At 62.8% G+C, this 25315-nt stretch carries 22 protein-coding genes; 4 read left to right on the forward strand and 18 right to left on the reverse strand.

The features are described 5' to 3' along the window. Nucleotide 1 precedes the first annotated feature (1 nt). From UP06_RS26120 to UP06_RS26150, 7 genes are all read right to left on the reverse strand, one after another. On the reverse strand, nt 2-1684 hold the full coding sequence (locus UP06_RS26120) for a methyl-accepting chemotaxis protein (protein ID WP_045006530.1): 1683 nt from the start codon (nt 1682-1684) through the stop codon (nt 2-4). A gap of 201 nt (nt 1685-1885) precedes the next feature. Continuing rightward, the gene (locus tag UP06_RS26125; protein WP_045006531.1) at nt 1886-2635 is read right to left on the reverse strand and encodes a phosphorylase; all 750 of its coding nucleotides are present in this window, start codon (nt 2633-2635) and stop codon (nt 1886-1888) included. Next, nucleotides 2632-4599, reverse strand: coding sequence for a squalene--hopene cyclase (shc, locus tag UP06_RS26130; protein WP_045006532.1), 1968 nt, complete (start codon nt 4597-4599; stop codon nt 2632-2634). Before shc ends, UP06_RS26125 begins: the two co-directional genes overlap by 4 nt. A 64-nt stretch (nt 4600-4663) precedes the next feature. Next, complete coding sequence (gene hpnE, locus UP06_RS26135; protein ID WP_045006533.1) at nt 4664-5920, reverse strand: hydroxysqualene dehydroxylase HpnE; 1257 nt, start codon at nt 5918-5920, stop codon at nt 4664-4666. Then, nucleotides 5920-6759 carry a presqualene diphosphate synthase HpnD gene (hpnD, locus tag UP06_RS26140; protein WP_045006534.1) on the reverse strand — a complete coding sequence of 280 codons (840 nt, stop codon included), beginning with the start codon at nt 6757-6759 and terminating at the stop codon, nt 5920-5922. Before hpnD ends, hpnE begins: the two co-directional genes overlap by 1 nt. Further along, entirely contained in the window at nt 6749-7633 is an 885-nt protein-coding gene (gene hpnC / locus UP06_RS26145) for a squalene synthase HpnC (RefSeq protein WP_045006535.1), read from the reverse strand. Before hpnC ends, hpnD begins: the two co-directional genes overlap by 11 nt. Nucleotides 7634-7824: 191 nt before the next feature. Beyond that, nucleotides 7825-8058: a hypothetical protein gene (locus tag UP06_RS26150; RefSeq protein ID WP_045006536.1), complete on the reverse strand. Its 234-nt coding sequence runs from the start codon at nt 8056-8058 to the stop codon at nt 7825-7827. A gap of 458 nt (nt 8059-8516) precedes the next feature. Here UP06_RS26150 and UP06_RS26155 point away from each other — a divergent pair, with 458 nt between their 5' ends. Beyond that, the gene (locus tag UP06_RS26155) at nt 8517-9014 is read left to right on the forward strand and encodes a hypothetical protein (protein ID WP_045006581.1); all 498 of its coding nucleotides are present in this window, start codon (nt 8517-8519) and stop codon (nt 9012-9014) included. A 158-nt stretch (nt 9015-9172) separates the two neighbouring features. Here the strand turns inward: UP06_RS26155 and UP06_RS26160 are convergent, their stop codons facing one another. The 4 genes from UP06_RS26160 to UP06_RS26175 all read right to left on the reverse strand — a co-directional run bounded on the left by UP06_RS26160 (nt 9173) and on the right by UP06_RS26175 (nt 15679). Next, nucleotides 9173-11539, reverse strand: a complete 2367-nt coding sequence (locus tag UP06_RS26160) for an efflux RND transporter permease subunit (RefSeq protein WP_045006537.1) — start codon at nt 11537-11539, stop codon at nt 9173-9175. A 207-nt stretch (nt 11540-11746) separates the two neighbouring features. Then, nucleotides 11747-12529, reverse strand: coding sequence for an ethanolamine ammonia-lyase subunit EutC (gene eutC / locus UP06_RS26165; RefSeq protein ID WP_045006538.1), 783 nt, complete (start codon nt 12527-12529; stop codon nt 11747-11749). Continuing rightward, entirely contained in the window at nt 12526-14115 is a 1590-nt protein-coding gene (locus tag UP06_RS26170) for a B12-binding domain-containing radical SAM protein (RefSeq protein ID WP_045006539.1), read from the reverse strand. Before UP06_RS26170 ends, eutC begins: the two co-directional genes overlap by 4 nt. A gap of 181 nt (nt 14116-14296) precedes the next feature. After that, entirely contained in the window at nt 14297-15679 is a 1383-nt protein-coding gene (locus UP06_RS26175) for an ethanolamine ammonia-lyase subunit EutB (RefSeq protein ID WP_045006540.1), read from the reverse strand. 318 nt (nt 15680-15997) lie between these two features. On the opposite strand from UP06_RS26175, the gene UP06_RS26180 reads away from it, so the two are divergent. Next, nucleotides 15998-17737, forward strand: a complete 1740-nt coding sequence (locus UP06_RS26180; RefSeq protein ID WP_045006541.1) for a methyl-accepting chemotaxis protein — start codon at nt 15998-16000, stop codon at nt 17735-17737. A 29-nt stretch (nt 17738-17766) separates the two neighbouring features. Here UP06_RS26180 and UP06_RS41045 read toward each other — a convergent pair whose 3' ends face one another. The 3 genes from UP06_RS41045 to UP06_RS26190 form a co-directional block, all read right to left on the reverse strand. Next, a complete protein-coding gene (locus tag UP06_RS41045; protein ID WP_156163228.1) occupies nt 17767-18051 on the reverse strand; it encodes a hypothetical protein in 285 nt (94 codons plus the stop codon). Further along, on the reverse strand, nt 18048-18539 hold the full coding sequence (locus tag UP06_RS26185; protein ID WP_156163237.1) for a septal ring lytic transglycosylase RlpA family protein: 492 nt from the start codon (nt 18537-18539) through the stop codon (nt 18048-18050). Before UP06_RS26185 ends, UP06_RS41045 begins: the two co-directional genes overlap by 4 nt. Nucleotides 18540-19182: 643 nt before the next feature. Then, nucleotides 19183-19836 carry a DJ-1/PfpI family protein gene (locus UP06_RS26190; RefSeq protein WP_197087378.1) on the reverse strand — a complete coding sequence of 218 codons (654 nt, stop codon included), beginning with the start codon at nt 19834-19836 and terminating at the stop codon, nt 19183-19185. On the opposite strand from UP06_RS26190, the gene UP06_RS40190 reads away from it, so the two are divergent. Both UP06_RS40190 and UP06_RS42720 read left to right on the forward strand, forming a co-directional pair. Further along, a complete protein-coding gene (locus tag UP06_RS40190; protein ID WP_197087380.1) occupies nt 19835-20677 on the forward strand; it encodes an AraC family transcriptional regulator in 843 nt (280 codons plus the stop codon). The genes UP06_RS26190 and UP06_RS40190 overlap by 2 nt on opposite strands. Next, a complete protein-coding gene (locus tag UP06_RS42720; RefSeq protein ID WP_502691603.1) occupies nt 20646-21023 on the forward strand; it encodes a helix-turn-helix domain-containing protein in 378 nt (125 codons plus the stop codon). The genes UP06_RS40190 and UP06_RS42720 overlap by 32 nt, the downstream gene beginning before the upstream one ends. A 49-nt stretch (nt 21024-21072) precedes the next feature. On the opposite strand, the gene UP06_RS26200 is transcribed toward UP06_RS42720, so the two are convergent. From UP06_RS26200 to UP06_RS26215, 4 genes are all read right to left on the reverse strand, one after another. Then, a complete protein-coding gene (locus UP06_RS26200; RefSeq protein WP_045006544.1) occupies nt 21073-22527 on the reverse strand; it encodes a hypothetical protein in 1455 nt (484 codons plus the stop codon). Between the two features lie 445 nt (nt 22528-22972). Further along, nucleotides 22973-23842, reverse strand: coding sequence for a DMT family transporter (locus tag UP06_RS26205; protein WP_045006545.1), 870 nt, complete (start codon nt 23840-23842; stop codon nt 22973-22975). Between the two features lie 70 nt (nt 23843-23912). Continuing rightward, nucleotides 23913-24449: a TetR/AcrR family transcriptional regulator gene (locus UP06_RS26210; RefSeq protein WP_245305542.1), complete on the reverse strand. Its 537-nt coding sequence runs from the start codon at nt 24447-24449 to the stop codon at nt 23913-23915. Nucleotides 24450-24632: 183 nt separating this feature from the next. Next, nucleotides 24633-25307, reverse strand: coding sequence for a Rossmann-fold NAD(P)-binding domain-containing protein (locus UP06_RS26215; RefSeq protein ID WP_245305543.1), 675 nt, complete (start codon nt 25305-25307; stop codon nt 24633-24635). Between the last annotated feature and the right edge of the window lie 8 nt (nt 25308-25315).

Consider the following 25315-nt stretch of genomic DNA (forward strand, 5'->3'; position numbering starts at 1 on the left):
ATCAGGCGGTCTTGATCGCTGTCAAAAAGGTTGCGACTTGCGACTGCAGGGATTTGGACCGAAGCGAGAGATCTGATGCCGCCTGCAACACCTGGGCGGACGCCGTACCGGATTCGCCGGCAGCACGGGTCACGTGGACCATGGTGTCGGCCATCTCCCGGGTACCGGCAGCCGCCTGCTTGACGTTGCGGCTGATTTCGTGGGTCGAGGCGCCCTGCTGTTCCATGGCGCCGGCAATGCGGGTCGAGATCGCGTTGAGCTCCTCGATGGTCGTGCCGATTCCCTGGATGGCCGACGACGTTTCGCCGGAGACCTTCTGAACCGCGGCGATCTGTGTCGCGATCTCGTCCGTTGCCTTCGCCGTTTGGGTGGCCAGCCCCTTCACTTCCGCTGCCACGACGGCAAATCCCTTGCCGACCTCGCCGGCCCGGGCCGCTTCGATCGTGGCGTTCAACGCCAGCAGATTGGTCTGGGCGGCGATCGCCTGGATCAGCGTGACGATCTCCCCGATCTTCTGGGTGGCCTCGGTCAGGCCGACAACGGTCGTGCTGGTTCGCCGGATGTCGTCAGACGCGCGGTCCGCAATCTCCTTGGCGTGTCCAACCTGGCTATTGATGTCGGCAATGCTGGTCGCCATCGCTTCGGCAGCCGATTCCACGCTTTGGACGTTGGTCGTCGTCGCGGCCGCTGCCGTGGCAGCAATGTTGGTCTGCTGGGTCGACTCCATTGCGAGTGCCGACATGCTCTGGGCCGTCGAGTCGAGCTGCGATGCCGCCGCTCCAAAACTCGACAGCGCGTCGGACGACCGCGCGTCGAAGTCGGACACCAGGGCATCGATCATGCCGACCCTGCGGGCCTTTTCCGCTTCGTCGGCCTTCTGAACCGCGGCTAGCCTGTCGGCTTCGATGAGACCGGTCTTGAAGATCTCGACGGCGCGCGCCATCGCGCCGATCTCATCGCGTCGGTTCGCATCCGGAATCGTGACGTGCAGATCGTGGCCGCTCAACTGCGCCATCACGCCAGTCAACCGCCGGATCGGCGATGCCGTGGTCAGGACCGTTACCATGCCGGCGGCAAGCGCGATGCAGGTCGCGACGACCAGGGCGACGATGACGCCGAGGCGCGCCCGATCCGTCGCGGCATTGACCAGATCATAGGATTGGCGCCCCGCCCGCTCGTTCAGCTCGACGATCTTCGCAAGCGTCAGGTTGAGCGCGTCAAACTGGTTTCTATTGTCACCGACGTAGTATTTGCGAGCCGCGGCGTTGTCCCCGGCTTTCAGCGCATCCACGACCGAGACTGTGGATTTCTGGAATTCCGGCCAGGTCGAATCGAACTGGGCGATCGCCGTTTTTTCCTCGGCGGCATTGGGTTGATAGGTCTTCCTGATGTCGACGGCCTTCGTCGCGTATTTGTCCATCAGCCCTTCGCGGTATCGCCCATCCTCAGGCGTCACGCTGAGAAGACGATTGGCTTCCTCCCGCCGAAAATTGACGACCGCATTGAGCATCTCGCTACTCTGGAACAGCGCGGGCATTGCCTTGCCGCCGAGGTCGTTTGCCGCCCGGTCGACGGCCGCGATTTGAACGAGCGCAAAGGAGCCGAGCCCGATCGTAACGAGCAGGACCAATCCAAAAGCGATGAAAGTCCGGACACGAATCGATATGTCGACAAGATGCGGCATGAATGTTCTGGCGTGGATGGCTGCAGGAAGGGCATGCTTCGTCGAGACGTCGTCATCTCAACTCTAGCTGCGAAGTTTCAATCTTTCCTTAACCAGCATCCTGCCGGGGTCTCGGCCTCCCGGACTACACACACCAAAAGACAAAGGCCCGATCGCTTATGGCGACCGGGCCTTTGTCTTTCGTCAGATCGGAGATCCCGCTCAGACCGTCTCGGAGACCAGCGCCTCGCTGTCGGCAAGCTCGGTGCCGATCAGGAAGTCGCGGCAGCCGCGAAGTGAGCGCAGGGCGCGGTTGAAATCGATGCCGGTCGAGACCAGTCCATGCAGCGCTGTTGGATTGCGCACGATGCCGCGCAGCACGGCGGCGAGGTCGATCTGGCCGTTGGGCTTGATCGCGGCGCGGGCGAGCGCGGGCAGCGCGCGATGGGCGGGGTCGCTGATGACGCGGACCGCGGCGAACGGCAAGCCGGCCTCGGCGGCGTAGGCGGCCGCGATGTGGCTTTCCATGTCGACGGCAGACGCGCCGGTCTCCGAATGCAGAGCCGCCTTGGAGGAGCTGCCCGTGACCACTTCCTCGGCGCCGGCGAGACTGCCGCGCACGACGCGGCGGCGGCCGGAGGTCAGCTTGTCGATGAGGTCGTGGCCGAGCGACAGGCCGGCCGCCCAGCGGGTATCGCCCGCGAGCACCTCGGTTGCCACCACGACGTCGCCGGAGCGCAGCGTCGGGTCTAGCCCGCCGGCCACGCCGAACGAGATGACGCCGCGAATCGTCTGGGGATCAACCACCGTCAGCAGTGCCCGTAACTGGGTCGGGCTGCTCGACGAGCAAATGACCGCCATTCCGGGCCCGGCCGCAATGCGGGCCTCCTGAACCAGACCGGTCACGATCAATATCGGCCGCGGGTCAACGGCCTGACCCGCGGTAACATAGTCCCCCGTCCCCAAAGTCACATCCCGACCCCTACCACCCTGCTGTTGGTGTTCCGCAAGTTCCGATACCGCGCCAGCGCCCACAGCGGGAAGAACTTCGGATAACCATGGTACCGTAGATAGAATACGCGGGGAAAGCCTGTGGCGGTATAGCGCTGCTCGTCCCACAGTCCTTTTTCGTTCTGTGTTGCAATCAGGTACTCCACCCCGCGGGCGACGGCCGGGTGTTCAACCTCGCCGACTGCCATCAGGGCAAGCAAGGCCCATGCCGTTTGCGAGGCGGTCGAGGGGGCGGCCTCCCATCCCTTGTAGTCCAGGCGGTAGCTGACCGCGTCCTCACCCCAGCCGCCGTCCTTGTTCTGGATCGAGGCCAGCCAGCCGGCTGCCTTGCGCATCATCGGGTCGGTGTGGGGAATTCCAGCCATATTCAGGGCGCAAAGCACCGACCAGGTTCCGTAGATGAAGTTCATGCCCCAGCGGCCGTACCAGGATCCCTCCGGGTGCTGGGTCTTGCGCAAATAGGCGACCCCGTCGGCCAAGTGCTTGCTGGTCTTCTCGGTCTCGCCGAGCTGGGCCAGCATCGAGATGCAGCGCGCGGTGACGTCCTCGGTCGGCGGGTCGAGCAGCGCGCCGTGGTCGGAAAACGGGATGTTGTTCAGATAATATTCGAAATTGTTGACTTCGAAGGAAGCCCAGCCGCCGTCGTCGCTCTGCATGCCCTCGATCCACTCCCGGGCACGGTCGATCGCTGTGTCATAGCCGGTGGTGCCGTGCTCGCGGCGCATGCGATCCATCGACATCACCACCACGGCGGTGTCGTCGAGATCGGGGTAATGGGCATTGTTGTACTGGAACGCCCAGCCGCCCGGACGCGCATCGGGCCGCTTCACCGCCCAGTCGCCCTTCACTTCGAGCTCCTGCTTCGGGATCAGCCAGTCGAGCCCCTGCTTGGCCGCAGGCACCGCCTTGTCGCCGCCGGCCTCGAGCAGCGCATGCGCGGTCAGCGTCGTGTCCCACACCGGCGAGACGCAGGGCTGGCAATAGGCCTCCTCCTCGCCGATGACGAGCAGCTTGTCGATGCCCCTGCGCGTAACCGCGCGCGGCGGGAAATTCTCGTCCTTGCCGAGCGCGTCGTACATCATGACGATGTTGGCCATCGGCGGGTAGATCGCCCCCATGCCGTCCTCGCCGTTGAGCCGCTCCTCGGTGAAGGCCAGCGCGGCATTGATGGCGCGCTGGCGCAGGCTCTTCGGAAACATCGGTTCGACCACGCGCAAGATGCTGTCGAGCGCGCGGAACAGCACGAACCAGGCCATGCTCTGGTGCGGCGCCTTCGCGGTCATGCCGATCGAGCGCGGGTCCTGAAGGAAGAGCTCGTCGATGCCGACACCCTTCGGATTCCGTGCACGCGGCTTCAGCGCGGCGAGCACCAGCAGCGGCACCATGGTGGTGCGCGCCCAGTAGGAGATCTTGTTGAGATGGAACGGAAACCAGAACGGCAGCAGCACGATCTCGACCGGCAGCACCGGCACCGCGCGCCAGGTCGTGACGCCGAACATGGCGAGCATGAAGCGGGTGAAGACGTTGCTGTGAATGGCGCCGCCGCGGGCGTGGATCGCCTCACGGGCGCGCACCATGTGCGGCGCGTCGACGGAGTCACCGATCATCTTGAGCGCGAAGTAGGCCTTCACGCTGGCGCTCATGTCGAACGCGCCGTCATGCACCAGCGGCCAGCCGCCATGGGCGCCCTGAACGCGGCGAAGATAATTTGCGATCTTGGCTTCGAGCACGGCATCGACCGGCTCCGCCAGATAGTGGCGCAGCAGGATGTATTCGGCCGGGATCGTGCAGTCAGCCTCGAGCTCGAACACCCAATGGCCATCGGATTGCTGAAAGCCGATGACGCCTTGCGTGGCCGACGCAATGCTCGATTCCAATATTCTCGATTCCAAGGCTTCGCGGGCGGTCGCGTTCACGGAATCCATCTGGCTCGATTACTCCGATAGTTGATTGCGATTGACCGGGACAAATGCCCGTCAGGGCCGCTCGTCAGTATCGCTTGGCGGCCAGGACCAGATCGGCGGCGCGATCGCCGGACCGGACCGATCCCTCGATGGTTGCAGGCAATCCCGTAGCAGTCCAATCGCCGGCAAGGAACAGGTTTTTCAGCGCGGTGACCGGCCCCGGGCGCAGGGCATTCTGCGCCGGCGTCGCGGCAAAAGTGGCGCGGCGCTCGCGCACGATCTGCCACGGCGGCAGCTCGCCGGACACACCGCCCGCTTTGCAGACGTCGTTCCAGATCGTCTGCGCGAGTTCCTCGCGCGGCATGTCGACCAGACGGTCGCCATTGCTGATGGTGACGGAAAGCCGGTTCGGGAACGCGAACAGCCATTCGACGGTCCCGCCGATCACGCCGAGGATCGCAGCCGAACCCGGCGGCGGCTCAATGCGGAAATGCGCATTCACGATGGCGCGGAATTCGGTCGGCGTCTTCAGGCCCGGCAGCAGGCTCGCGGCCGAGCGCGGCGGTACCGCCATCACGATGACATCGCCGGCACCGAGCTGGATCACATCCTCGCCGCCGAAATTCAGCGCGCCGACCTTGCCGTCATTGCTGACGAAGGAACGCAGCTCATGGCCGAGCTGAACGGAATGACCGCGCTCTGCCAGGAACTTCACGGCGGGTTCGATCAGCACGGCACTGAGGCCGTCGCGCGCGATCAACGGGCGACAGGCCTGTCCGCCCGCAAGCAGCGTCTCGCGCACGATCGCGCCGGCAAGCCCGGCCGAGCCCTCGGGTGGATCGACATTGAGCGCAGCCAGCAGCAGCGGCTGCACCAGGCGCTGATAGAGCGTGCCCTCGCAAGGAATGGATTTGCCGACCAGCGTCTGCTCCGACGCCCAGATCAGCGGCGCCAGCTTCAGATAGTCGGTGAGCCCGGTGTCGGGAACGCGGCGGCTCTCGTCGAGCACCCAGGTCGGGAGCCGGCCAGCGCCGAGATCGATCTGCCAGCGCTGTCCGGTCTTGATATCGACAAAGGGAAACTGCGCACTTTCGGGGCCGACGAGGCCCGCGTCGGTGCCGATCGAGCGCGCATAGGCGCGTGCGTGGCTGTTGCCCGACAGCAGCAGATGATTGCCGTTGTCGATGGTGAGATTGGTGGCGCCGTCGAAATAGGAACGGCAGCGGCCGCCGGCCTGATGCGTCGCCTCGTGCACAGCGACCTTGTAGCCGGCATTGGCGAGCCGCACAGCGGCGGAGAGGCCGGAAATTCCAGCGCCGATGATGTGAGCTGTGTTTTGCATCAGATGAAAGCGTAGCGGAACAGGATCGCGAAGCGTGTGACCTTCGACACACGCACCGGTTCGCGCGGCGCGTTGAAGCCGCGCGCGATCAGGAGGTCAAGAATGGCGTGATAGTATTTCGACATGATCCGCGGCGCGCGCACCGCGCGGCGCCGGTTGCGGTTCATGATCTCGTCCGACTGCTCGAAATACACCTTCGCGCGCTGCGCCAGCGGCAAACAGACCCTTGGCAGCGCCCGCTCGACAATCACGCGGTTCGGATCGTTGGAGGTGATGCCGGCATGCAGCAGCGCTTCGCGCGGCAGATAGAGCCGGCCGAGACCGGCGTCCTCGTCGATGTCGCGCAAAATGTTGGTGAGCTGGAGCGCGCGGCCGAGATGATGGGCGAGCAAAATGCCGTCCTCTTCCGGCAGGCCGAACACCCGCACCGACAGCCGCCCGACGGCGCTCGCCACCCGATCGCAATAGAGATCGAGCGTCGCCATATCGGGCGCGCGGATGTCCTGCGGCACGTCCATCTCCATGCCGTCGACGATGGCCAGGAAATCTTCGCGCTTCAGTCCGAACGTCTTCACGGAGGCGACGTAGTCTTTCAGGCGCTCGGGCGGATGGCCCTGATAGAGCGCGTCGATGTCGTTGCGCCAGACCTGGAGCGCGGCGAGCCGTTCGTCGCGCGGGCCGTCGGAATCGGCGATGTCGTCGACCTGCCGGCAGAAGCTGTAGATCTGGAACATCGCCTCGCGCTGGTCGCGCGGCAGGATGCGCATCGCGGCATAGAAGGAGCTGCCGGATGCGGTCGAGCCATAATTGGCGCCGGGCGTGGTCGCCTCAAGCGTCATGGGCAGTCCCTGGTCTGGAGATGGCCTTGCGCCCGATCGCGCGGCGGCCGACTTCGCCGATCATGCCGGCGAGGCTGAAGATGAGCAGCTCAAACTTGTTCAGATGCACCCGCTCGCGCAGGGGATCGCGCACCTTCAACAGGCGCACGATGCGGTTGGCATAGGCCTGGATCACCGCGACATCGACGCCGAGACGAACGTCCCTGATCTCTGCGCTGAGCGACTTGCCCTCGTCGAGGAGCGCTTCGTTGCGCACGGCGAGCGCCTGGAGGCAGGCCAGCATCGCCGGCGGCGAGGCGGCGAGCCCGAGCTGCTCGACGGAGGCGCCGCTCGCGGCCAGCGCATCACGCGGCAGATAGACGCGATTGAGCTCGCGAAAATCCTTGCCGCAATCCTGGAGGTGGTTGTTGATCTGGAGTCCCGCGCAGAGCGCGTCCGATGCGGCCCAGGTCGAGGTATTCTCGCCATGGACGTCGAGCATGAAGCGGCCGACCGGCATCGCCGAATAGCGGCAATAGTGGATCACCTCGTCCCAGGTCTCGTAACGCAGCTTGGTCACGTCCATCCGGAACGCGACGAGCACGTCGAGCGCATGACGCGGCGCCATGCCGCGTTCGGCGAGCGCGCGCCGCAAGGCGACGGCTTCGGCCTGGGTGTCGCCCTTGCCAAGCAGTTCCGTCTCGAACAAATCGAGATAAGCGAGCTTCTGATCGGGCGGCAGCGTCGCGTGGTCGGCGATATCGTCGGCGGTGCGGACGAAGTTGTAATAGGCCAGAATCAGCGCGCGATGACGTGGATGAATGATCCAGGACGCGACGGGAAAATTCTCGTCGCGGTCACCCTTGCCGGATCGTAATTCGCTCGCAGAGGTCATCGAGGGCTGGTCAACAATCGCTTGGACAGGAAGGCTTTTTCGCCCGCACGGGCTCACGCCGGCGGGGCCGCCGCGGCCCCCATATAGGGGAATACGGCCTCAAAACCAATCCTGTCTCTCGATGGCTGCCCTACCGGATCCGGGCCCGAAAAGACGACCCGGTATCCGCCATTGTAGGCCAGCGGCCGAGCTTACTGGTTGTGGTTCTTCAGGACCTGGTCGCAGGGCTGCGAGATCTTCGGCCGATTTTCCTTCAGGCAGGCCAGGATCGCGAAATCGCCCTGATCGATCACCGGACGGCAGAACTTCTGCACATCGCGTGTGCAGGCCTTCTGCTCGGCGTCCGTGCCACGCCCTTGCTGGGCGAACGCAGCCGTAGAAAGGGTGGCCGACAGCAGGGTGAGAGCGACGAGAAGCTTACGCATTGTATTCCTTCATTCTGACGGCAGAATCGCACCGATCCCGGACAGCACAGGGCGGACGACGGGAACGGATTGTTCTGATGGCAAGTTGCCGCGGAAACAGCGGCACCGGAGAAGGCACAAGCACTGGCAAATGCGGCCAAATTGGTGCCACGCCGACCAGATCAGGTCTTCCCTCGGTCTTCATTGCCAGATGTAAGGGATTGATACGACGTCATAATTCGGGCAGGCCGCGTTTTGCTGGACACCTGTTGCAGAGCTGCATCTGTCGATCCGCCTTTTCCGCGAGAAATATGCAGAAACAGAGCGAATCCAGGGGCGGAACATGGCGAGAGCGCTTTGCGAGCCTGACATCGTGGACGGTTGGGCTTTGAACCTGACACAGGCTCGGAACACTAAACTTTCGATGTGGCGAGACGTTCTGTCATGAGCGGGCGTCGTTCCAAAACGGGATATTTATGATGAAATTCTTTGGGCGATCTGGACAAGCGATCAAGGCGGCCGGCATTGGGGCTGCGCTGCTCTTCTCGGTTTCGGCGAGCCACGCTCAGTCGTCCGGACCGTTTGCCGGCTTCGACGGCGCGTGGAGCGGCACCGGCACGGTGTCGCTGTCCGACGGCTCCACCGAGCACATCCGCTGCAAGGCGGACTACAAGGTGGGCGGCACCGGCCTCAACCTGAAGCAGGCCCTGCACTGCGCGTCCGACAGCTACAAGTTCGACCTCACCAGCGACGTGACGAGCCAGGGCGACCGCATCTCCGGCAATTGGAGCGAGGCCAGCCGCAACATCTTCGGCAATCTCCAGGGCACCGCCGGCGGTGGCCAGATCGACGTGTTCGTCGAGGCCAACGGTTTTGCCGCCAACCTGACGCTGCGCACCAACGGCACCAAGCAGACGGTGCAGATCTCCTCCAAGGGCGAGATCCGCGGCGTCAACATCACGATGACGAAGGGCTGATCGCCCTTCCCGCTAGATAAGGAACACGCCCCCGGTTTTCGCGAGCCGGGGGCTTTTTGCTGACATGGACCACATTCGCAGAATCGTGCTGTGGGACATCGGGCCGTTCGCAACTCACCGTGCTGTGAGCCTGAGAGAAGCAGCGTCTGCCGCCCCGCTCAGATCGCGGGCTTGTCCGGCCCCTGAAGCCTGGCGTGCAGATTGATCAGCCACATCGCCGTCGGCCGCAGGATGAAGAGGTCGGCGACCAGCGCCGCCACCATCGAGAAAGCGCTGAGCCAACCGAACAGCCTGAGCGACGGCAGATCGGAGAATACGGTGACGACGAGGCCGCAGGCCAGCACCAACGTGGTCAGGATCAGTGCCGGGCCGACCAGCACGGTCGCGCGCTCCACCGCGAGCGCTGAACCAACGCCCGGCTTGCTCTCCAGCCTGAGGCGGTTGAGGAAGTGGATGGTGGCGCTTAAGCCGAGGCCGAACGAAACGGTCAGCGCCACGACGCTGGCGAATTGCAGCCCCTCGCCCATCGCCCACAGCACCGTTCCCGACATCACCACCGGGAAGATGCCCGGCAGGATGCATGCGAACATCACAACCCAGGAGCGGAAGGCCAGCCCGATGAAGATCGCGACCAGCGCGAATTCGACGGTGAGCCCGCGGTTGAGCTTCTCGATCATGCCGGCCGAGTTGCGTGCGGCAATCGCGGCAAGACCGGTGACCGCCACCTCGTAGCCGGGATGCTTCTTGCGGACGACGTCGAGCTCGGCATCGAGCTTGTCCACGACGGGCAGAAGCTGGCTGGAATCGATATCCGGTACGCGGCCTGCGACCAGGACGGCATCCTGGTCGGCATCGATGAAGCGCCGCACGAGATGCTCAGGGATCAGGCTGACATATTCCTTGAGCGTCGCGACGTCGCCGCTGCCGGCCTTTTCCGCAAGCCACCGGCGCAGGGTTTCGACAGACCAGACGTTACCAACGCCGGCCGCCTTCTCTACGATCGCGTGAACGTCCGCGATGGTTTGCAGGGTCTCCGGCGAGTAGAGCGATTCACCCTTGGGGAACTGGATCAGGACGTTGACCGGATTGGCGCCGGTCAATTTGGCGTCGAGCCGGTTGCTTGCGGCCACGGCCTGGCGCTTGTCCGGCACCTGGTCTGCAAGGCGGTAGCGCGGCTGAAGATTGGCGTAGACGACGCCGAGGCTGGCGACGAATACGACCGCGATCAGGCTGAACAGGCCGGGGCGACCCACCATGCGCACCGCGATCCAGTAGCAGAAATTGCGCAGCGCCTGCACGCCGGCATCCGCGCTCTGGAACTTGCTCGCAAAGACTTTCTCGTTGCGCACCAACAGCACACCGAACACCGGCACCAGCGACAGCACCGCGACCAGCGCGATGATGGTGGCGGCCAGACCCGCCTCGCCGAACTTGCGGATCAAGTCTGAGTCGGAGAACTGGAGCGCGATGAAGGAAATGCCGGCAGTGCCGTGCGTCAGCACGCAGGCCGGTCCCACCACCAGCACCGCGTTCTTGAACGCGGTGAACTTGTCCTGCCCTGCGATCAGCCGGTCACGTGCGGCGAAGGTAAGCTGCATCGAGTCCGAGAAGCTGATGACCATGATGAGCGGAGTCATCACGTTCAGGAACATGTTGAGATTGAAATTGGCCCAGCCGAGCGCACCGAGCGCCAGCAGGATCGCGATCATCGGCGGGAACGCCGCCACGATCATGAAGGAAATTTTTCGGAAGAAGATGATGGCGATGACACAGCCGGCGAGGATGCCGAGGATGTTGTAGGTGAGGCCGTCGCGCTCGACCGCGTTGCGGATTTCGAGCTGCATCACCGGCACGCCGGAGAGCTCCACGCTGAGACCCGTCTGGCCGAGATCCTCCTTCATCAGCGCGCGGATGTCGCCGACGGTCTTGGTGAGCTTGCTGGAGGCAACCACCTCCGGATCGAGCGAGAGCACGATCAGCGCGAGCGTGCCGTCCTCCGACAACAGCTTGCCGCGGATGATCTCGTTGGCTTTGACGGTCTCGATGAACTTGTCATAGGCCGCGCCCTCGGGCAGCTCGCCCGGGAATAGCGCCGCCGGCAGCTTGCCCGGCGCCGGCGCCTGGCGGGCGGAGAACAGCGACACCAGCCCGCGCGTGCCCTCGACCAGTTGCAAATCGGTGACGAAGTCGCGCAGCTTCTCGAGGTTATTCCGCGCCAGCAGGGTCTTGCCCTCGACCACGACGAGAACGTCGAATTCCTCCGCCGGGAACTTCTTCGTCACCTCTTCGTACTGGTGGAATTCACGGGAATTGGAGCGGAATAGCTGCGACAGTGAATCGTCGATCTTGATCCGATGGATGCCGAACACGGCGCCGACGATCAGCACGAGCAGGACGATGCAGGAAACGATCGGCGCCCGGACGGCGATCAGCCCGATGCGTTCAAGCCCGAAGGCAATGGAAGACGTAGGCCCCTGCTCGACCTTGTCGACATGAACCTCACTCTCGCTGTGCTTTTCGAGCATGCCTTGTCCAGTTCCTAAATCGGTTCGGTCAGTGAGCTTATGCGCCCCGCATATCGGCTTGAAAACGCCATACAGATGGGAGGCTTGCCCTTTGAAAAAGCGCGGGAAATCGCCGCGATGGGTTTAGCAGGTCCAAACGCCATCTCGCAAGCGCGCGCAAGCGCACAAATTGGATCAACATGCGGCGATTTCGGCCCTTGATATCGGTCATTCCGGCGGGATCGTCCCGATTCGAGCCGGGGGATCGCCGCTCTCGTCCTTGAGCGCCACGCCAGTGACTTCCCGCGCCAGTCCCTCGCGGACGAGCCAGGCGACCTTGAAGGCCGCCTCGTCATAGCTCAACCCTGCGTGATGGATGTTCGAGACGCAGTTGCGCTCGGCATCGGTCAGGCCCGGCTTCGGCGCAAAGGTCAGATAGGCACCGAGGCTGTCGGGCGCGGACAGGCCCGGCCGCTCGCCGATCAGCATCACCACCATGCACGCGCCGAGAATGGCGCCGATCTCGTCGCCGAGCGCGACCCGCGCGCCTGAGGCGACGACGACATGGTCGATCGCGACACCATTGTCCGCCGCGAGCAGAGGCAACAGGCTCTTTACCAGCGCGACCGCGTGGACATGGACCGCCGCCGCCGACAATCCGTCGCCGATGACGATCGCGAGCTGGCACGGTTTTGTGGCGCCTAGCGCCAGGGCCTCGGCGGAGCCGGCATCGAGCTGCCGCCCGAGGTCCGGCCGTCGCAGATAATCCCTGCGATCCGCCACCCGGCTCCTCACCTCGGAAACGACGAGGTCAAGCGCACTGATCCCGGCAACCAGAAGCGGCGCATCGAAGGCGGCATGCACGGCATCGCGGGCGCGGGCGTGGTCCAGCGTGAAATCGAGCAGCGGTTTTGTCGGCAGGCTCGCGCCGCTGCGCCCGAGCGCGACGCGCGCAGGCGTGAACGACCGCAGATCGAGGGTCGGGCGGCGCGGGACGGTCTTGTCGGTCATTCGGCCGGAACGGCAGCCTCGCGCAGCCGGATCGAATAATTCGAGGCGTTCTGTTTGCCCGTCGTAGCCGCTTGCGAAAACTTGATCAGGTGGTGCGCGATCATGGTACAGCCGATCAGCCCTTCGATGTCGCCGCGCTTGATCCTTCCAAGTGCGAACTTCCAGAACACGCGCCTGTAATCGCCGAGCACCCCGACCTTCCAGAAGATGTTGCGCATCATGATCAGGCCGCGCCGGATATTGGGCCAGGTCTTCATCTCGTCCGGCACCGGCATCTTGAGGCGATGGGGATAAACGTTGTCGCATTGATACTGGAAGCGAGCGTAGACCTTCTCTGGCTCGTACGCGACGCTCATGGCGTGCTTCCAGGACGCGACGACGTCGTCATACGGGAGCAGGAAATTGACGTTGGAATCGCGACCTTCGTCATCTTGAATCAGACGCCCTTCGCGCTCCAGTCGATCCCATAGCGGGGTCTTCGGCAGCGCCTGAAGCAGATTGATGGTCAGCAGCGGAATCTGGGATTCGTCGACGAACGCGAGCAGCGCCTCCGCGGTATTCGCCTTGTCGGTGTCGAGCCCCATGATGATGCCGGACACCACTTCCATGCCGTAGGAGTTGATGGTGCGCACGCCCTCCAGGATCGGAACCATCATATTATGGTCCTTATGCATCGCCTTCAGCGCGTCGGGGTCCGGCGTCTCGATGCCGCAGAAGATGGTGATGAAAAAGGCCTCGCGCATCTTCTCGAGGATCTCGGGCCGCTTGGCGATGTTGAGCGTCGCCTCACAGGCGAGCCGCACGACGTAGCCGGTCTTCTTTTGCCATTCGATCAGATGCGGCAGCAGGTCCAGCGCCGCCTTGCGGTTGCCGATGAAATTGTCGTCGACGAAATAGACCGTGTCGGTCATGCCGCATTCGCGCAGGCGATCGAGCTCGGCGATGATCTGCTCCGGCGACTTGAGGCGCGGGTTGCGGCCATAGAGGCCGGGGATGTCGCAGAACTCGCACTGATAGGGGCAGCCGCTGGAATATTGGATGCTGCCGAGGAAGTATTTCTTCACGTCGGCAAGCTCATAGGCCGGGATCGGAAACTCCGTCATCGGAATGCGATCCTTGGTGGTCAGCACCACCTGCTGTTCCGGGCGCGAGGTGTCGCGCGAGAGGATCTCGATCAGTTCATTGGTGGCGTCGCCGAGCTCGCCGACATGAAGATAGTCGAAGGACGGATAGTAATCGGGACACGCGCTGACCGAGGGCCCGCCGAGCGCCACCGGCAGATCGAGTTCATGGGCGCGGCGGCAAATGTCGTTCATGTGCTGGCGCTGGATGTGCATGCCGCTGACGAAGACGGCCTCAGCCCATTCGAACTCTTCCTTTGTCGTGGGACGGAGATTCTCGTCGACGAACTTGACCTGCCATTCCTCGGGCAGATAGGCCGCAAGCAGCAGGAGACCCTGCGGCGGCATGAAGGCGCGGACGCCGTCTGTCAGAGGATAAGAGTATTCGAATGTGCCGAAGGATGAGGTGTAACGCGGGAAGACGCAGAGGATATGCCGGCTCGTTCCGTTGCTTTCAGCGCGCATCGAACTTTCCCCCAACCACGTTCTACGAACGGTCCTGACGAGGTCACCAGACACATAACGTAACGCTGCGACCGGATTTCCTCAATATTGTGGCATCGGTCTAATTCGTGAGACTCGCCAATGGTTTCCCAGGTTCACGCCGGGGATGGAAGTTTTTCGCGAGATTCTTCCGCCTCCGCCCTCACGCAATCAGCCGGGAGGCAAAATCGGGCAACAGGCCTGCATCGCCGGCAAGCCGGAAATCCGCGCCCGCAATGCCGGTTTGCGCCAGCCAGTCGTCGAATTCCGGCGCGCGGGCCACCCCGAAGACGTCGCGGACATAGAGCGCGTCATGGAAGGAGGTGGACTGGTAGTTCAGCATGACGTCGTCGGCGCCCGGCACCCCCATGATAAAGGTGACGCCGGCGGCGGCCAGCAGCGTCAGCAGATTGTCCATGTCGTCCTGGTCCGCCTCGGCATGGTTGGTGTAGCAGATGTCGATCCCGAGCGGCAGGCCGAGCAGCTTGCCGCAGAAGTGATCTTCCAGCCCCGCCCGGATGATCTCCTTGCCATCATAGAGATATTCGGGGCCGATGAAGCCGACCACGCTGTTGACCAAAAGCGGTGCAAAGGCCCGGGCGACCGCATAGGCGCGGGCCTCGCAGGTCTGCTGGTCGACGCCGTGATGGGCGTTGGCCGACAGCGCCGAGCCCTGGCCGGTCTCGAAATACATCACGTTCTGCCCGACCGTGCCGCGCTTCTGCGACAGCCCGGCCTCCTGCCCCTCTTTCAGCAAGGCGAGGTCGATGCCGAAACTGCGATTGGCGGCCTCGGTGCCTGCGACCGACTGGAAGACGAGATCGACCGGCACGCCCTGCCCGATCAGCGACAACGTCGTCGTGACATGGGTCAGGACGCAGCCCTGGGTCGGAATCTTCAGCCGCGCGATGATCTCGTCGAGCAGCCGCAGCAATTGCGCGATCACGGCCGGGTCGTCGCTCGCCGGATTGATGCCGATACAGGCATCGCCGGCGCCAAGCAGGAGGCCGTCGAGGATCGAGGCTGTGATGCCCCGGGCATCGTCGAAGGGATGGTTGGGCTGGAGCCGCGTGCTCATCCGCCCCTTCAGGCCGATGGTGTTGCGGAAGGCGGTGGTGACCTCGCACTTCCGCGCCGCCAGGATCAGGTCCTGGTTGCGCATCAGCTTTGACACCGCGGCCGCCATTTCCGGGGTGATACCGGGCGCGAGCTTGCGCAGGATTTCGGGCCTCGCAGCGTCCGACAGCAGCCAGTCGCGGAAAGCGCCGACCGTGAGCGACGCCACCGGTGCAAAGGCCTTTGCATCATGGCTGTCGATGACGAGGCGGGTAACCTCGTCGGCCTCATAGGGGATGACGGCTTCCTGCAAGAACTGCCCGAGCGGGACGTCGGCGAGCGCCATCCGCGCCGCGATCATCTGCTCGGCGTTGCCGGCGGCAAGGCCGGCCAGCCGGTCGCCGGAGCGCGGCGGCGTCGCCTTGGCGAGGAGGTCGCGCAGATCGGGGAACGTGTAGGTCGTGGCGTCGATGGTGTGGCGGTAGACCAAAGGCAGCTCCGCAGGTTCGTCGGCCAGTGACCGACTCCAGATCGATTTTGAAGGCGGCGCTCACGTTAGGGAATACGCGCTCGGCGGCTGTCGTGCACGCCGATGTTTGGGGCATTCCGGGCGATCCCCGGGGTCGGTCTGCCGGAAACCGATAGGATCACGCCAAATTACTGAGACGGCTCATATTTTCCCCGACCCTGGGCCTGCACCCCAGACTTGCACGTTAACGCTGCGTCCATCTTCATTCTGCATAGTTTTGCAACAATTTTAGACGACCGCGCGCACCGGCCGCTCCAGGCCATTCGGGCCCTGAACATTATGACAACCGATCGATCTGGGAATGCCACCGGGCTGGCAGGCCGCTTCACGCTTGCCACCAAGCTCTACGCGATCTTCGCGCTGTTCGCGCTGCTCACCGCGGCGATCGCGATGCTGTCCGACTACAACAGCCGCCGCAGCGCCGAGCTGACCGCCGCGATCGAGACGGCGAATGCGGCCGCGCTGAACGTCGAGCGCGTCAACTCGCTGGTCTATGCGGTCGTGATGGAGTCGCGCGGCGTCTACATGTCGACCGAGCCGGCCGTGGTGAAGAAATACGGCGAAGGCCTGCTCAAGTTCAACGAGCAGATCCTCGACGTCGTGAAGCGCTGGGAGACCATCGTCAGGGACGACGATGCCGCGCAATTCGCCACCTTCAAGAAACGCATCGAGCAGTTCGTCGACTTCCGCAAGGAGCTGGTCCGCCGCGGCATCGAGATCGGCCCGGCCGCGGGCCGCGAATGGGGCGACAACGACGCCAACCGCGCCGTACGCTCGGCGCTGAACAAGGATCTCGAGGCGCTGTCCAAGGTCTATGCCGAGCGCGCCAGGCAGATCGCACAGCAGACCGAGACCAACCGCATCCTGTCGCTGGTGCTGACCTGCCTCGGCGGCGTGGCACTGGCGCTCGTCGTGATCGGCATCATCATCATCGCCCGCTCGATCGCCCGGCCGCTCGCCGCGATCACCGCGACCATCAAGCAGGTCGCCGACGGCGCCGAGAATGTCGTGGTGCCGCACTCTGACCGCGCTGACGAGATCGGCGCGCTCGCCCGCGCCATCCAGGTGTTCCAGAACGCGATGGGGCGCAACCGCAACCTCGCCTCGCAGGTCTCGCAGGACTCCGCCGCGCGCGAGGAGCGTGCCCGTCACATCGAGCAATCCGTCGAGGAATTTCGCGATGCGATCGGCGCGGTCATGCGCGGCCTCACCGATAATGCCACGGTCATGCGCGAGACCGCGCAGACCATCACGCGCGTCACTGCGGACGCGAGCAGCCGCGCCGGTACCGCAGCGAACGCGACCGAGCAGGCCTCGCACAACGTCACGGCAGTGGCGAGCGCGGCCGAAGAGCTGTCAGCTTCCGTCGAAGAGATCGGCCGCCAGGTGCGGCAGAGCGCCGGTGCGGTCGAGCAGACCGGCCAGCGCACCGAGAAGTCGATCACCGAGATCGAGAGCCTTGCTGCCGCCACGCAGCGCATCGACGGCGTCCTCAATCTGATCCAGGCGATTGCCGAACAGACCAATCTGCTCGCGCTCAATGCCACCATCGAGGCTGCGCGCGCCGGTGACGCCGGCCGCGGCTTTGCCGTCGTCGCGCACGAGGTCAAGGCGCTCGCGGGCCAGACCGCCAAGGCAACCGCCGACATCAGCGAGAACGTCAGCATGATCCAGGCCTCGACCCGCAACGCGGTCGATGCCGTGCGCGAGATCGGTGGCGCGGTGCGCGAGATCAACGACGTCACCTCGGCGATCGCCGGCGCGATCGGCCAGCAGGATGCCGCCACGCGCGAGATCTCGTCCAACGCGCAATCGGCCGCGCAAGGCAACGAGACCCTCGTCGCCAACATCACCTCGCTGCGCGACGCCATCGGCGAGACCGATACGGCGGCCTCCTCCGTGCTGATGGCGGCGAGCAGCCTGACCGCGACGGCGGAGACGCTGTCGCGCGAGGTGGAGACGTTCTTTCAAAACCTGCGATCAGGTGCGGCGGATAGCCACGTCGCCAAGGCGGGATGACGGCGCGTCAGCCCGCCGAGCAGGCGGGCTCACGCTTTCACAAAAAACGCGAAAACAACCCCATGCACAGTAGCCGGCGCCAGCTTTTCCAATGGCTTAACCGCCGGCGCGACGCCTGCTGATTTTACGAAGTGCGTTTGACTCGTCGGGCAAAACACCGGCATGATCTCATCATGGCGGCGGTGCAGCTCGCCGAGCCGAAAGCCTCTGCCCTGAAGGCGACCTCTTCGTTTGCGATCCCGCGAGAAGACCATCGAGACGTTTCCACTGTCCCGATAAGGCCGCGCTGTGCCTCTTTCGCGTATGATGTTCATCCAACCGGTCCGGGGACCCAATCGTCGCCGGAAAGCGGCCTAACCGTTACGTCAGGAATGACCCCGATCTCCAGGCTCGGATCGAAATGGCGCATCGTCCGCTCATTGAGATCAATGATGCGGCCAGGCTTGAGCGGCCCCACGTCATTTATCTTGACGATGACCTTCTTGCCTACGGCCTCGATGAGAGCATATTTCGGCCGCGCGCCAAATTGGACCCCGCCAAATCTCTGACGCAAACTCGTCTTGATGGCAGCCGTCCACACCGAGGGATCATAACGCTCGCCGGAGGCTGTGTTCGGGCCGCCCTCCTCGCTGCCGGGCTTGAACGGATTGTACATGGATGCCGCGCCAACGATCGCATCCCCAGAAGCGGCAATGACGATAGCGCTTGAGTGAACTCCACCCGTTTCACTCCGAGCAGCGGGAACAGAAACGGCAAGCGCAACCACGGCGCCGCAAATCGCGGCGCTCGAGCGGAACACCATCAGATCTCCTTTGATTTTTTCGATCGCCCGGTTCCTGATGCCGCAAAACATGGTCAAGCGAACGCGAAAGCGTTCAGGAACTTGCGCCAATCTTTTTGCGGACTCGAGCCAACCTCTGGCTACGGAACCGTCGTGGGAACCAGAGCGGTCCCCGCACAGTGTTTTAGTTCTCGCCGTCTAAGACAGGGATTACGTCAGCAGCATGACGACGAGAGTCACGGCTGAATAGCTCGACCATAATCTCACGAGTACAACGGTAAAAGTGCACCCCGAAGTATCGAGCTTGCAATCCCGACGAGTCCCGCGAAGGGATCGTCCAGCTCCAAAATCAAAAAGATCGCGCAGTTCGTAGTATGGGCAGAGCGAAGCGAAGCCCATCAAACGTCTCACACAACTGCGTCGGCCCGTCAGGGCGTGATGGGTTTCGCAAGAGCTCTACCGATCCTACGGACTGCCGGTGCGACGACTGCTGATTTTACGAAGTCCGTTTGACTCGTCGGGCAAAACACCGGCATGATGTCATCATGGCAATGGCACGCCGTTCCTAACTCTCTCTCGCCCTGAAGTGCCAAGCCCAGAAGTCGCATTTTCAGCGCAACGGCAGTGAGCGCTCTCGCGCTGGTCAGCCGATACGGCGCAGGCGTCAGTTTGACTGGCGCATGGTCGCGGCGGCTTCCGCCACCTGGGTCTCGCGTGTCGCACGCCGTTTGGTCGAGTCGGCCAGGACCGCCGCCACGATTTCGGGTGGTGAGGTATAGGGGGTGCCGCCCTTGAAGGGAGGCGCCGGATCGTACTCCATGGCGAGCTGGATCTTGCGAGCCGTCTCCTCGCCGGCGAGATCTCCGACCACGCGGAGCGCCACATCGATCCCCGAGGTCACTCCACCGGACGTATAGATATTGCCGTCCTGCGTCATCCGATCATTGGAGACGATCGCGCCGAAGTTCGTGAGCAGGTCGCGGGCCTGCCAGTGGCCGCCGGCCCGGCGCCCTTGCAAAAGACCGGCTGCGCCGAGCAGCAAAGAGCCGGTGCAAATACCGAAGATGTATTGGGAACGTTTCGCTTCCTGCTTCACGTAAGCGACCCACTGGAGATCGAGCATCGCAGTGTCGATTCCCGTGCCTCCGGGGATAACGATGATGTCGCTCTTCTTGGCGGTCTCGCGGGTGACGTTCGGGACCAAACGAAGTCCGCGGTCGGTTCGCACAGGATCCATCGTCGCAGCGACGAGATCGACTGTCCAACCCGGCGTGCGGGCAAGCACTTCGAATGGGCCGGTGATGTCGAGCTGCACCATGTCCGGCACGGTCACAATGTTACAATGCATGGGTTGCCTCGATGATATGCCCGCAGCGGCGCCGTCAGCAGCCTGGACGGAATTGCTGCCGCGTATCAGCACCGAAGTGGTGATTGCCAATCCGAGTGCGTCACGCCGAGTTAGCTTCATCTTCATCTCCGCTCAGGAACTTGACAGGACCGTTTCCTCGCAAACATCATGTTGCCAACTCTCGTTCATGATCGGCAGCGTGTATATGTCAAACAGACAACAAAAACTGCCACGCAGAACGGTTTTGATTTTGGCCTTTGACGGCGTTCAGATCATCGACATCGCCGGGCCGGCCCAGGTTTTGAGCACCGCGAATGAAGAAGGTGCAGACCCACCCTACGATGTCCGGATCGTTGCGCTTCAAGCTGGTTTGATCGAGAACGCATCCGGCTTCTGCATATTGGCCGGCGAAATTCCAAAGGAGGGCGCGGTAGACACGCTCGTGGTTCCCGGGGGGCCTGGTGTTCATAACCTCCGCGAGAATCCGTTGGCGAGCATTCTACTGAATGATCTGAGCCAACGCGCCGCACGGGTTTGCTCTGTTTGTACGGGCGCCTTCCTTCTGGCACAGGCAGGCATTCTGGACGGTCGCCGGGCAGTCACGCACTGGCGCTCGTCCGAGAGGCTGGCCCGAGAATTTCCAAATGTGACGGTTGATCCCGAACCAATCTTGGACGACCGCCGGCGTAACAGCCGGTATCGACCTCATGCTCAGCCTGGTACAACAAGACAACGGTGCAGCACTTTCCGCGCGCGTCGCCCGCCGCCTCGTCGTCTATATGCGGCGGGCTGGCGGTCAGAAGCAGTATAGTGAGCCTCTCGCGCTACAGGCGGCGAGCGCGGCCCCCTTCGACGTCTTGAGTTGCAGGATTGCAGGCGATCCTTGCTTGCCATGGACCGTGGAGCAGATGGCCCAGGCCGCCGGCCAGTCACCGCGAACTTTTCATCGCCGGTTCGAGGCAGCCACGGGCCTGTCTCCTGCGAAGGCGGTCGAGAAGATCCGCTGCGATCTCGCACGGTCGCTTCTTCACACGACGGATCTCAGTCTTGGACAGATTGCAGGTCGCACGGGGCTAGGCTCCGAGTCCCGGCTGAGACGGGCGATGACCCGACAGTTCGGCGTAAATCCGAGCGAGATGCGTGACCGGTTTGCATGATTCCGCGCTGGAGGAACACAGGGCGCTCGCTCCTCCCTTGGGAAAACGACTATCGCTCCGATCTTGATGGGTCGGCAAATATTCGAACGCGGCCAACATCCTCAACTTCACGATAACGACGCAACTCCATTTGGAGTTCGGGATCTGAACTGGCCCAAGCCAACCAATCGAACGGGACTGAACTCTGCAGCAAGGTATCGACGAGAATCACGTCTGGTCGACCGTTTCGCAGGTCCGCTAACAACTGCCGCCGCTCGAAATTGATGATGCCGTCCAGCTTTGCCCGCTCTTCCTGGGTTGGCTGCGAGCTGTTCTGGGCCAGAATTGCGCCGGCCGTTAGAGCTTGGGCGCAAGAACTTCCCACCCAAGTCCCATCGATTTGACGGACGAGCGGATGCCCCAGAGCGACATGATCGGTAATCGCGAGCAACCGCGGATGCTTTGCAAGTGCCTGGATACGCTGCTCCAGCGACGGAAACTCACGGAGCGACAAGGACAAACAGAACCCGATGAGCACAACGCCAACAAAGCCGCCGATCCTGACCGACACCGGCAACGTCTTTGTGCGAACATGTAGCAACGGCGCAGCAATCGCAAACATGCAAAGCGCGTACAGTGTGTATGTCCAGCCCTTGCCTTGAAGAACGAAACTCGCGGCTCCGCCAATGGCTGCTGCCAGCCACGGGGTTGCGTCGTCTCCCATTTTGAGGCCTTGCGGAGACACTTGGCGCAGAAACGCTATAGAAGCTATTATCACAACGATCGGAAAAGGAAGCAGACCAGCTAAATTCTTCCTCATTGGTAGATAGGTGGCAGCGACCATCGGGGCATAGGTAAATAGCCAACCGGGAAAGATGATAACGACCAGCGCCCCGTAGCCGATGACGATAGCGGCGGCTGCACACGCTTCAGGGGTGAACAATGGCCTGAGAGAACGTTGGTGGATGGCGGCAAGGATGATCGGGAGGCCCACCACGAGCGCGAGCTGGGGCTTGATGCTTATAGCCAGCCCGGCACTCAGTCCTGCCAGGATCGCAACCGCTCCGGGGGAAAGGCTGCGCCAGCGAATCGCAGTGATGGCTACAAAGGGAGTCAGTGCAATTACGGCTATGTGTTCGCGTTGCCCGAATACGGCGCTCGGAAGGACTGCGAACAGAAAAGCCAGCACACATGTTGAAAGACATCGCTCTCCAGCTCCCAACTTTGCCGCCGCAGCGGCGCGATCGATCATGAAAAGCGAGCCGATGATCTCGATCATCACCAAGATGATCACGATGATCTCAGGCGCAATGCCGGTTAATCGCGCAAGCAGTGCTGCCGGCATGTATAGGTAGATCGATAGCGGCGGATTCAGTTCGAAGAGGTCGACCCCCAGCTTTCGGCCATCCAGAATTTCCTCTGCTTCAGAAAGCAGGCAGCTCAAATCGGGGTTAAGAACGGATGGTATTTGAACAAGCAAGGCCGTCAGGAGGATCGCGGCCACGATAATCCAACGCTGATTCATGCCGTAACTGCTTCCAGGCATACTCTTGGGCGGGACGGCCTCTTCTGACGTCGGCAAAAGTCCTCTCCTCGAGCGGAAGCGGCCTGTTCTCCTTCACCTTGCGTGAACTTGCAAAAGTGTAGGCAGCGCCACTCTCAATCAGTAGACGTTACTATTGTACTACAATGATCTGAAACAATACTGTTTCAGGCCAAAGCGTAGGACTTGCCATCGCTTCGTTCCGAAGATTGCAGAGCAACTGGCGACCGGAGTGGGGTCGTCTCCGTTCAGGGGCGAAATGCGAGGCGCTAAAGTTGCCGGCATGATCTCATCATGGCGATGGTGCGCCTCGAACTCTCGGTCGCCTAGAGCATGATCCAGAAAAGTGCGCAGCGGTTTTCCGAAAAGATCATGCTCAAACAATGATCTAAAGCGCACTGACGATTCATCCTAATCGCATAGCGCTTTAGGCGCGAGGGGTGTATCGCGCGTTCGGTCTGACCTGCGTCAGGGCGACGCCGGAGATCGCGAGCAGCCCACCGGCAATCAACTTCGGGGTCATGCGGTCGCCAAGGACCAACACGCTCGACATCAAGGCGAACACCGGAAGCAGCAGGCCGAAGGGAGCGACGCGGCCCATCGAGCAGCGGGCGATCAGCCAGAACCAGAGGCCGAACCCGACAATTCCTCCGATGAAGATGGTGTAGGCGAGTGCGAGCCAGCCATGTCCGTCCGCCGTGACAAGGCTCGCCAATTGTCCATGTTCAAGGAGCAACGACATCACCATGACCTGCGGCACCGTGAGCAGCGACGACCACCCCATCAACATCAGGGGATCGAAAGGGCCGTAGCGTTTCGTCAGGACGTTGGACACCGCGAATGCGAAGGCTGCTCCGACTACAAGCAGCAGCGGAAGCGCGTTGGCCGACAGGCCAGGCCCCGCTGCCAACACCACCACGCCGACGAATGCAAGCACCACCCCGGCGGACGTGGTGAGAGACGGCCGCTCGCCGAGCAGCGGCCAACCTAACAGGACGGTGAAGGGCGTGGCGAGTTGAATTGCGACGGCCGACATGCTTCCCGAGCCGAGGCCGAAGCCGACATAGAACAGCCCGAAATTCAACCCGCCCAGGAAAAGCGAAATGGCAGCGATCGGGCCGAACTGTTGACGCGTGGGCCTTTTGACAAAGGGAACAAGCAGCAGCGCGATGGCGAGGAAGCGCAGTGCGAGGAAGAAGAGAGGCGGAAACTCCGTAACGCCCACTTTGATGGCCACGAACTGATAACCCCAGAGCAAGGGAACGACCACCGCGCAGACGATCTGAATGGCGGACATGGCATCGTTCTTTTCAAGACCGTTCGGTCTAGATATAGGCGTGCGAACAGCGGACACGTCCATGATTTGTCTACCTGATGAAGCGGTCGAGAAAAGCGTCAACGGTGGCTTGCGAAATGATCCGTGTCGGTGCGGTTTTACCGACCACCCGCAGGCCCTCGACGAAACAGACGAGAACTCGGGCGGCGCTCGAAGGCTCGACACCATCGGCCAACTTGCCCGCTGCCTTCGCACGGGAAAGTGCACCAGCCACCCGAGCCTCCATGGCTTTGAAAAAGCTCCCGATGCGACGATCAACATCGGCGTCACGGCCAGCCAGTTCCATGGCTGTGGCGACCAGCAGGCATCCGCGCCGACCATTGGCACCGCTGTTGCGGTCAACGTAGCCGGCAAGGTAGGCCCGCAGGCCGTCGACAGGGTCTCTGTGCGAGTCGAATTCGATATCCATCCGCGTCATTGCATCGGCAATGTAGCGATCAAGCGCAAGCAGGAAGAGCGAGTGCTTGTCACCGAACGCGGCGTAAAGGCTGCCGCGCGAGAGCTTCGTCGCACGAAGAAGATCCGGGAGCGCCGTGGCGTGATAGCCGCGCGACCAGAACACATTCATCGCGCGTTCGACGGCAGCTTCGGTGTCGAAACTTCGGGGGCGGCCACGGGGCGGCTGCGCTGGGGCGGGCTGGTCCATTCCTGATATATAGACCAATTGGTCTTTAAATGGCAAGCCATCAATGCGGTCAAAAGGCGAAGCTCATTGGATGGGCCGAGCGAAGCGGAACCTGCCCTAAGAGCGCTAAGTTGGCGGACCATTCAAAGCGCGGGACCTCTGCCTCATCGCTCCGTTTTCGAGATAGACCACTCCGTTCGGGGCCGAGCTGTCGATGAACTCGGCGACAAAGGCGCGCCCGATATCGTCCTGCTCGATCGTGCCAAACGATCCCGGAATGAGATGCCCTAGCCAGGCGACATAACCGGGGGTGTGAACATTGCCGCCAATAATTCCCGGACGAAAAATCGCGAGGCGCTGGAAGCCGGTCTTTTGGACCTCCTCTTCCTTCAGGCCCATGATCCGCACATAACGGATCCTGCTCTTCGCGGTGCTCCCCACTGCCGAGAGCAGAGAAAATCGCGTGATACCGCCGGCATGGCACCCGCGGGCAAAGCCACCGACGACGCCAATCTCGAGGGCCGTCAGCTCCTCCTCGCTCCACTTCGTGCTGCCTTTGCCGACGCCGACACAGGATGCCCCGTAGACGGGATCACCTTGCGCGATCATGCCCTGCGCAAGCCTGGTCACTTCCGCCGTAAACTGAGGAGATGCCGTATCCAGGATCACCTGTCGCACGCGGGCATTGGCGTTGAGAGACGCCTCCCTGCGATTGACCATCACGATTTCGGCGCAAGAAGGCTCTGCCGCGAGTGCGCGCACCACCGCATCTCCAACCTGCCCCGTGCCACCGATGATCAAGACGCGAA

Origin of the sequence: Bradyrhizobium sp. LTSP857, assembly GCF_000938285.1 — a bacterium.
Classification (GTDB): Bacteria; Pseudomonadota; Alphaproteobacteria; order Rhizobiales; family Xanthobacteraceae; genus Bradyrhizobium.

Bases quoted from the DNA above. Each gene is read 5' to 3' on its own strand.
- UP06_RS26120 (WP_045006530.1), bottom strand. From the start codon at position 1,684: ATGCCGCATCTTGTCGACATATCGATTCGTGTCCGGACTTTCATCGCT.
- shc (WP_045006532.1), bottom strand. From the start codon at position 4,599: ATGGATTCCGTGAACGCGACCGCCCGCGAAGCCTTGGAATCGAGAATA.
- hpnE (WP_045006533.1), bottom strand. From the start codon at position 5,920: ATGCAAAACACAGCTCACATCATCGGCGCTGGAATTTCCGGCCTCTCC.
- hpnD (WP_045006534.1), bottom strand. From the start codon at position 6,759: ATGACGCTTGAGGCGACCACGCCCGGCGCCAATTATGGCTCGACCGCA.
- hpnC (WP_045006535.1), bottom strand. From the start codon at position 7,633: ATGACCTCTGCGAGCGAATTACGATCCGGCAAGGGTGACCGCGACGAG.
- UP06_RS26150 (WP_045006536.1), bottom strand. From the start codon at position 8,058: ATGCGTAAGCTTCTCGTCGCTCTCACCCTGCTGTCGGCCACCCTTTCT.
- UP06_RS26155 (WP_045006581.1), top strand. From the start codon at position 8,517: ATGAAATTCTTTGGGCGATCTGGACAAGCGATCAAGGCGGCCGGCATT.
- UP06_RS26160 (WP_045006537.1), bottom strand. From the start codon at position 11,539: ATGCTCGAAAAGCACAGCGAGAGTGAGGTTCATGTCGACAAGGTCGAG.
- eutC (WP_045006538.1), bottom strand. From the start codon at position 12,529: ATGACCGACAAGACCGTCCCGCGCCGCCCGACCCTCGATCTGCGGTCG.
- UP06_RS26170 (WP_045006539.1), bottom strand. From the start codon at position 14,115: ATGCGCGCTGAAAGCAACGGAACGAGCCGGCATATCCTCTGCGTCTTC.
- UP06_RS26180 (WP_045006541.1), top strand. From the start codon at position 15,998: ATGACAACCGATCGATCTGGGAATGCCACCGGGCTGGCAGGCCGCTTC.
- UP06_RS41045 (WP_156163228.1), bottom strand. From the start codon at position 18,051: ATGAACATCATACGCGAAAGAGGCACAGCGCGGCCTTATCGGGACAGT.
- UP06_RS26185 (WP_156163237.1), bottom strand. From the start codon at position 18,539: ATGGTGTTCCGCTCGAGCGCCGCGATTTGCGGCGCCGTGGTTGCGCTT.
- UP06_RS40190 (WP_197087380.1), top strand. From the start codon at position 19,835: ATGTCCGGCACGGTCACAATGTTACAATGCATGGGTTGCCTCGATGAT.
- UP06_RS26190 (WP_197087378.1), bottom strand. From the start codon at position 19,836: ATGGTGCAGCTCGACATCACCGGCCCATTCGAAGTGCTTGCCCGCACG.
- UP06_RS42720 (WP_502691603.1), top strand. From the start codon at position 20,646: ATGCGGCGGGCTGGCGGTCAGAAGCAGTATAGTGAGCCTCTCGCGCTA.
- UP06_RS26200 (WP_045006544.1), bottom strand. From the start codon at position 22,527: ATGAATCAGCGTTGGATTATCGTGGCCGCGATCCTCCTGACGGCCTTG.
- UP06_RS26205 (WP_045006545.1), bottom strand. From the start codon at position 23,842: ATGTCCGCCATTCAGATCGTCTGCGCGGTGGTCGTTCCCTTGCTCTGG.
- UP06_RS26210 (WP_245305542.1), bottom strand. From the start codon at position 24,449: ATGAATGTGTTCTGGTCGCGCGGCTATCACGCCACGGCGCTCCCGGAT.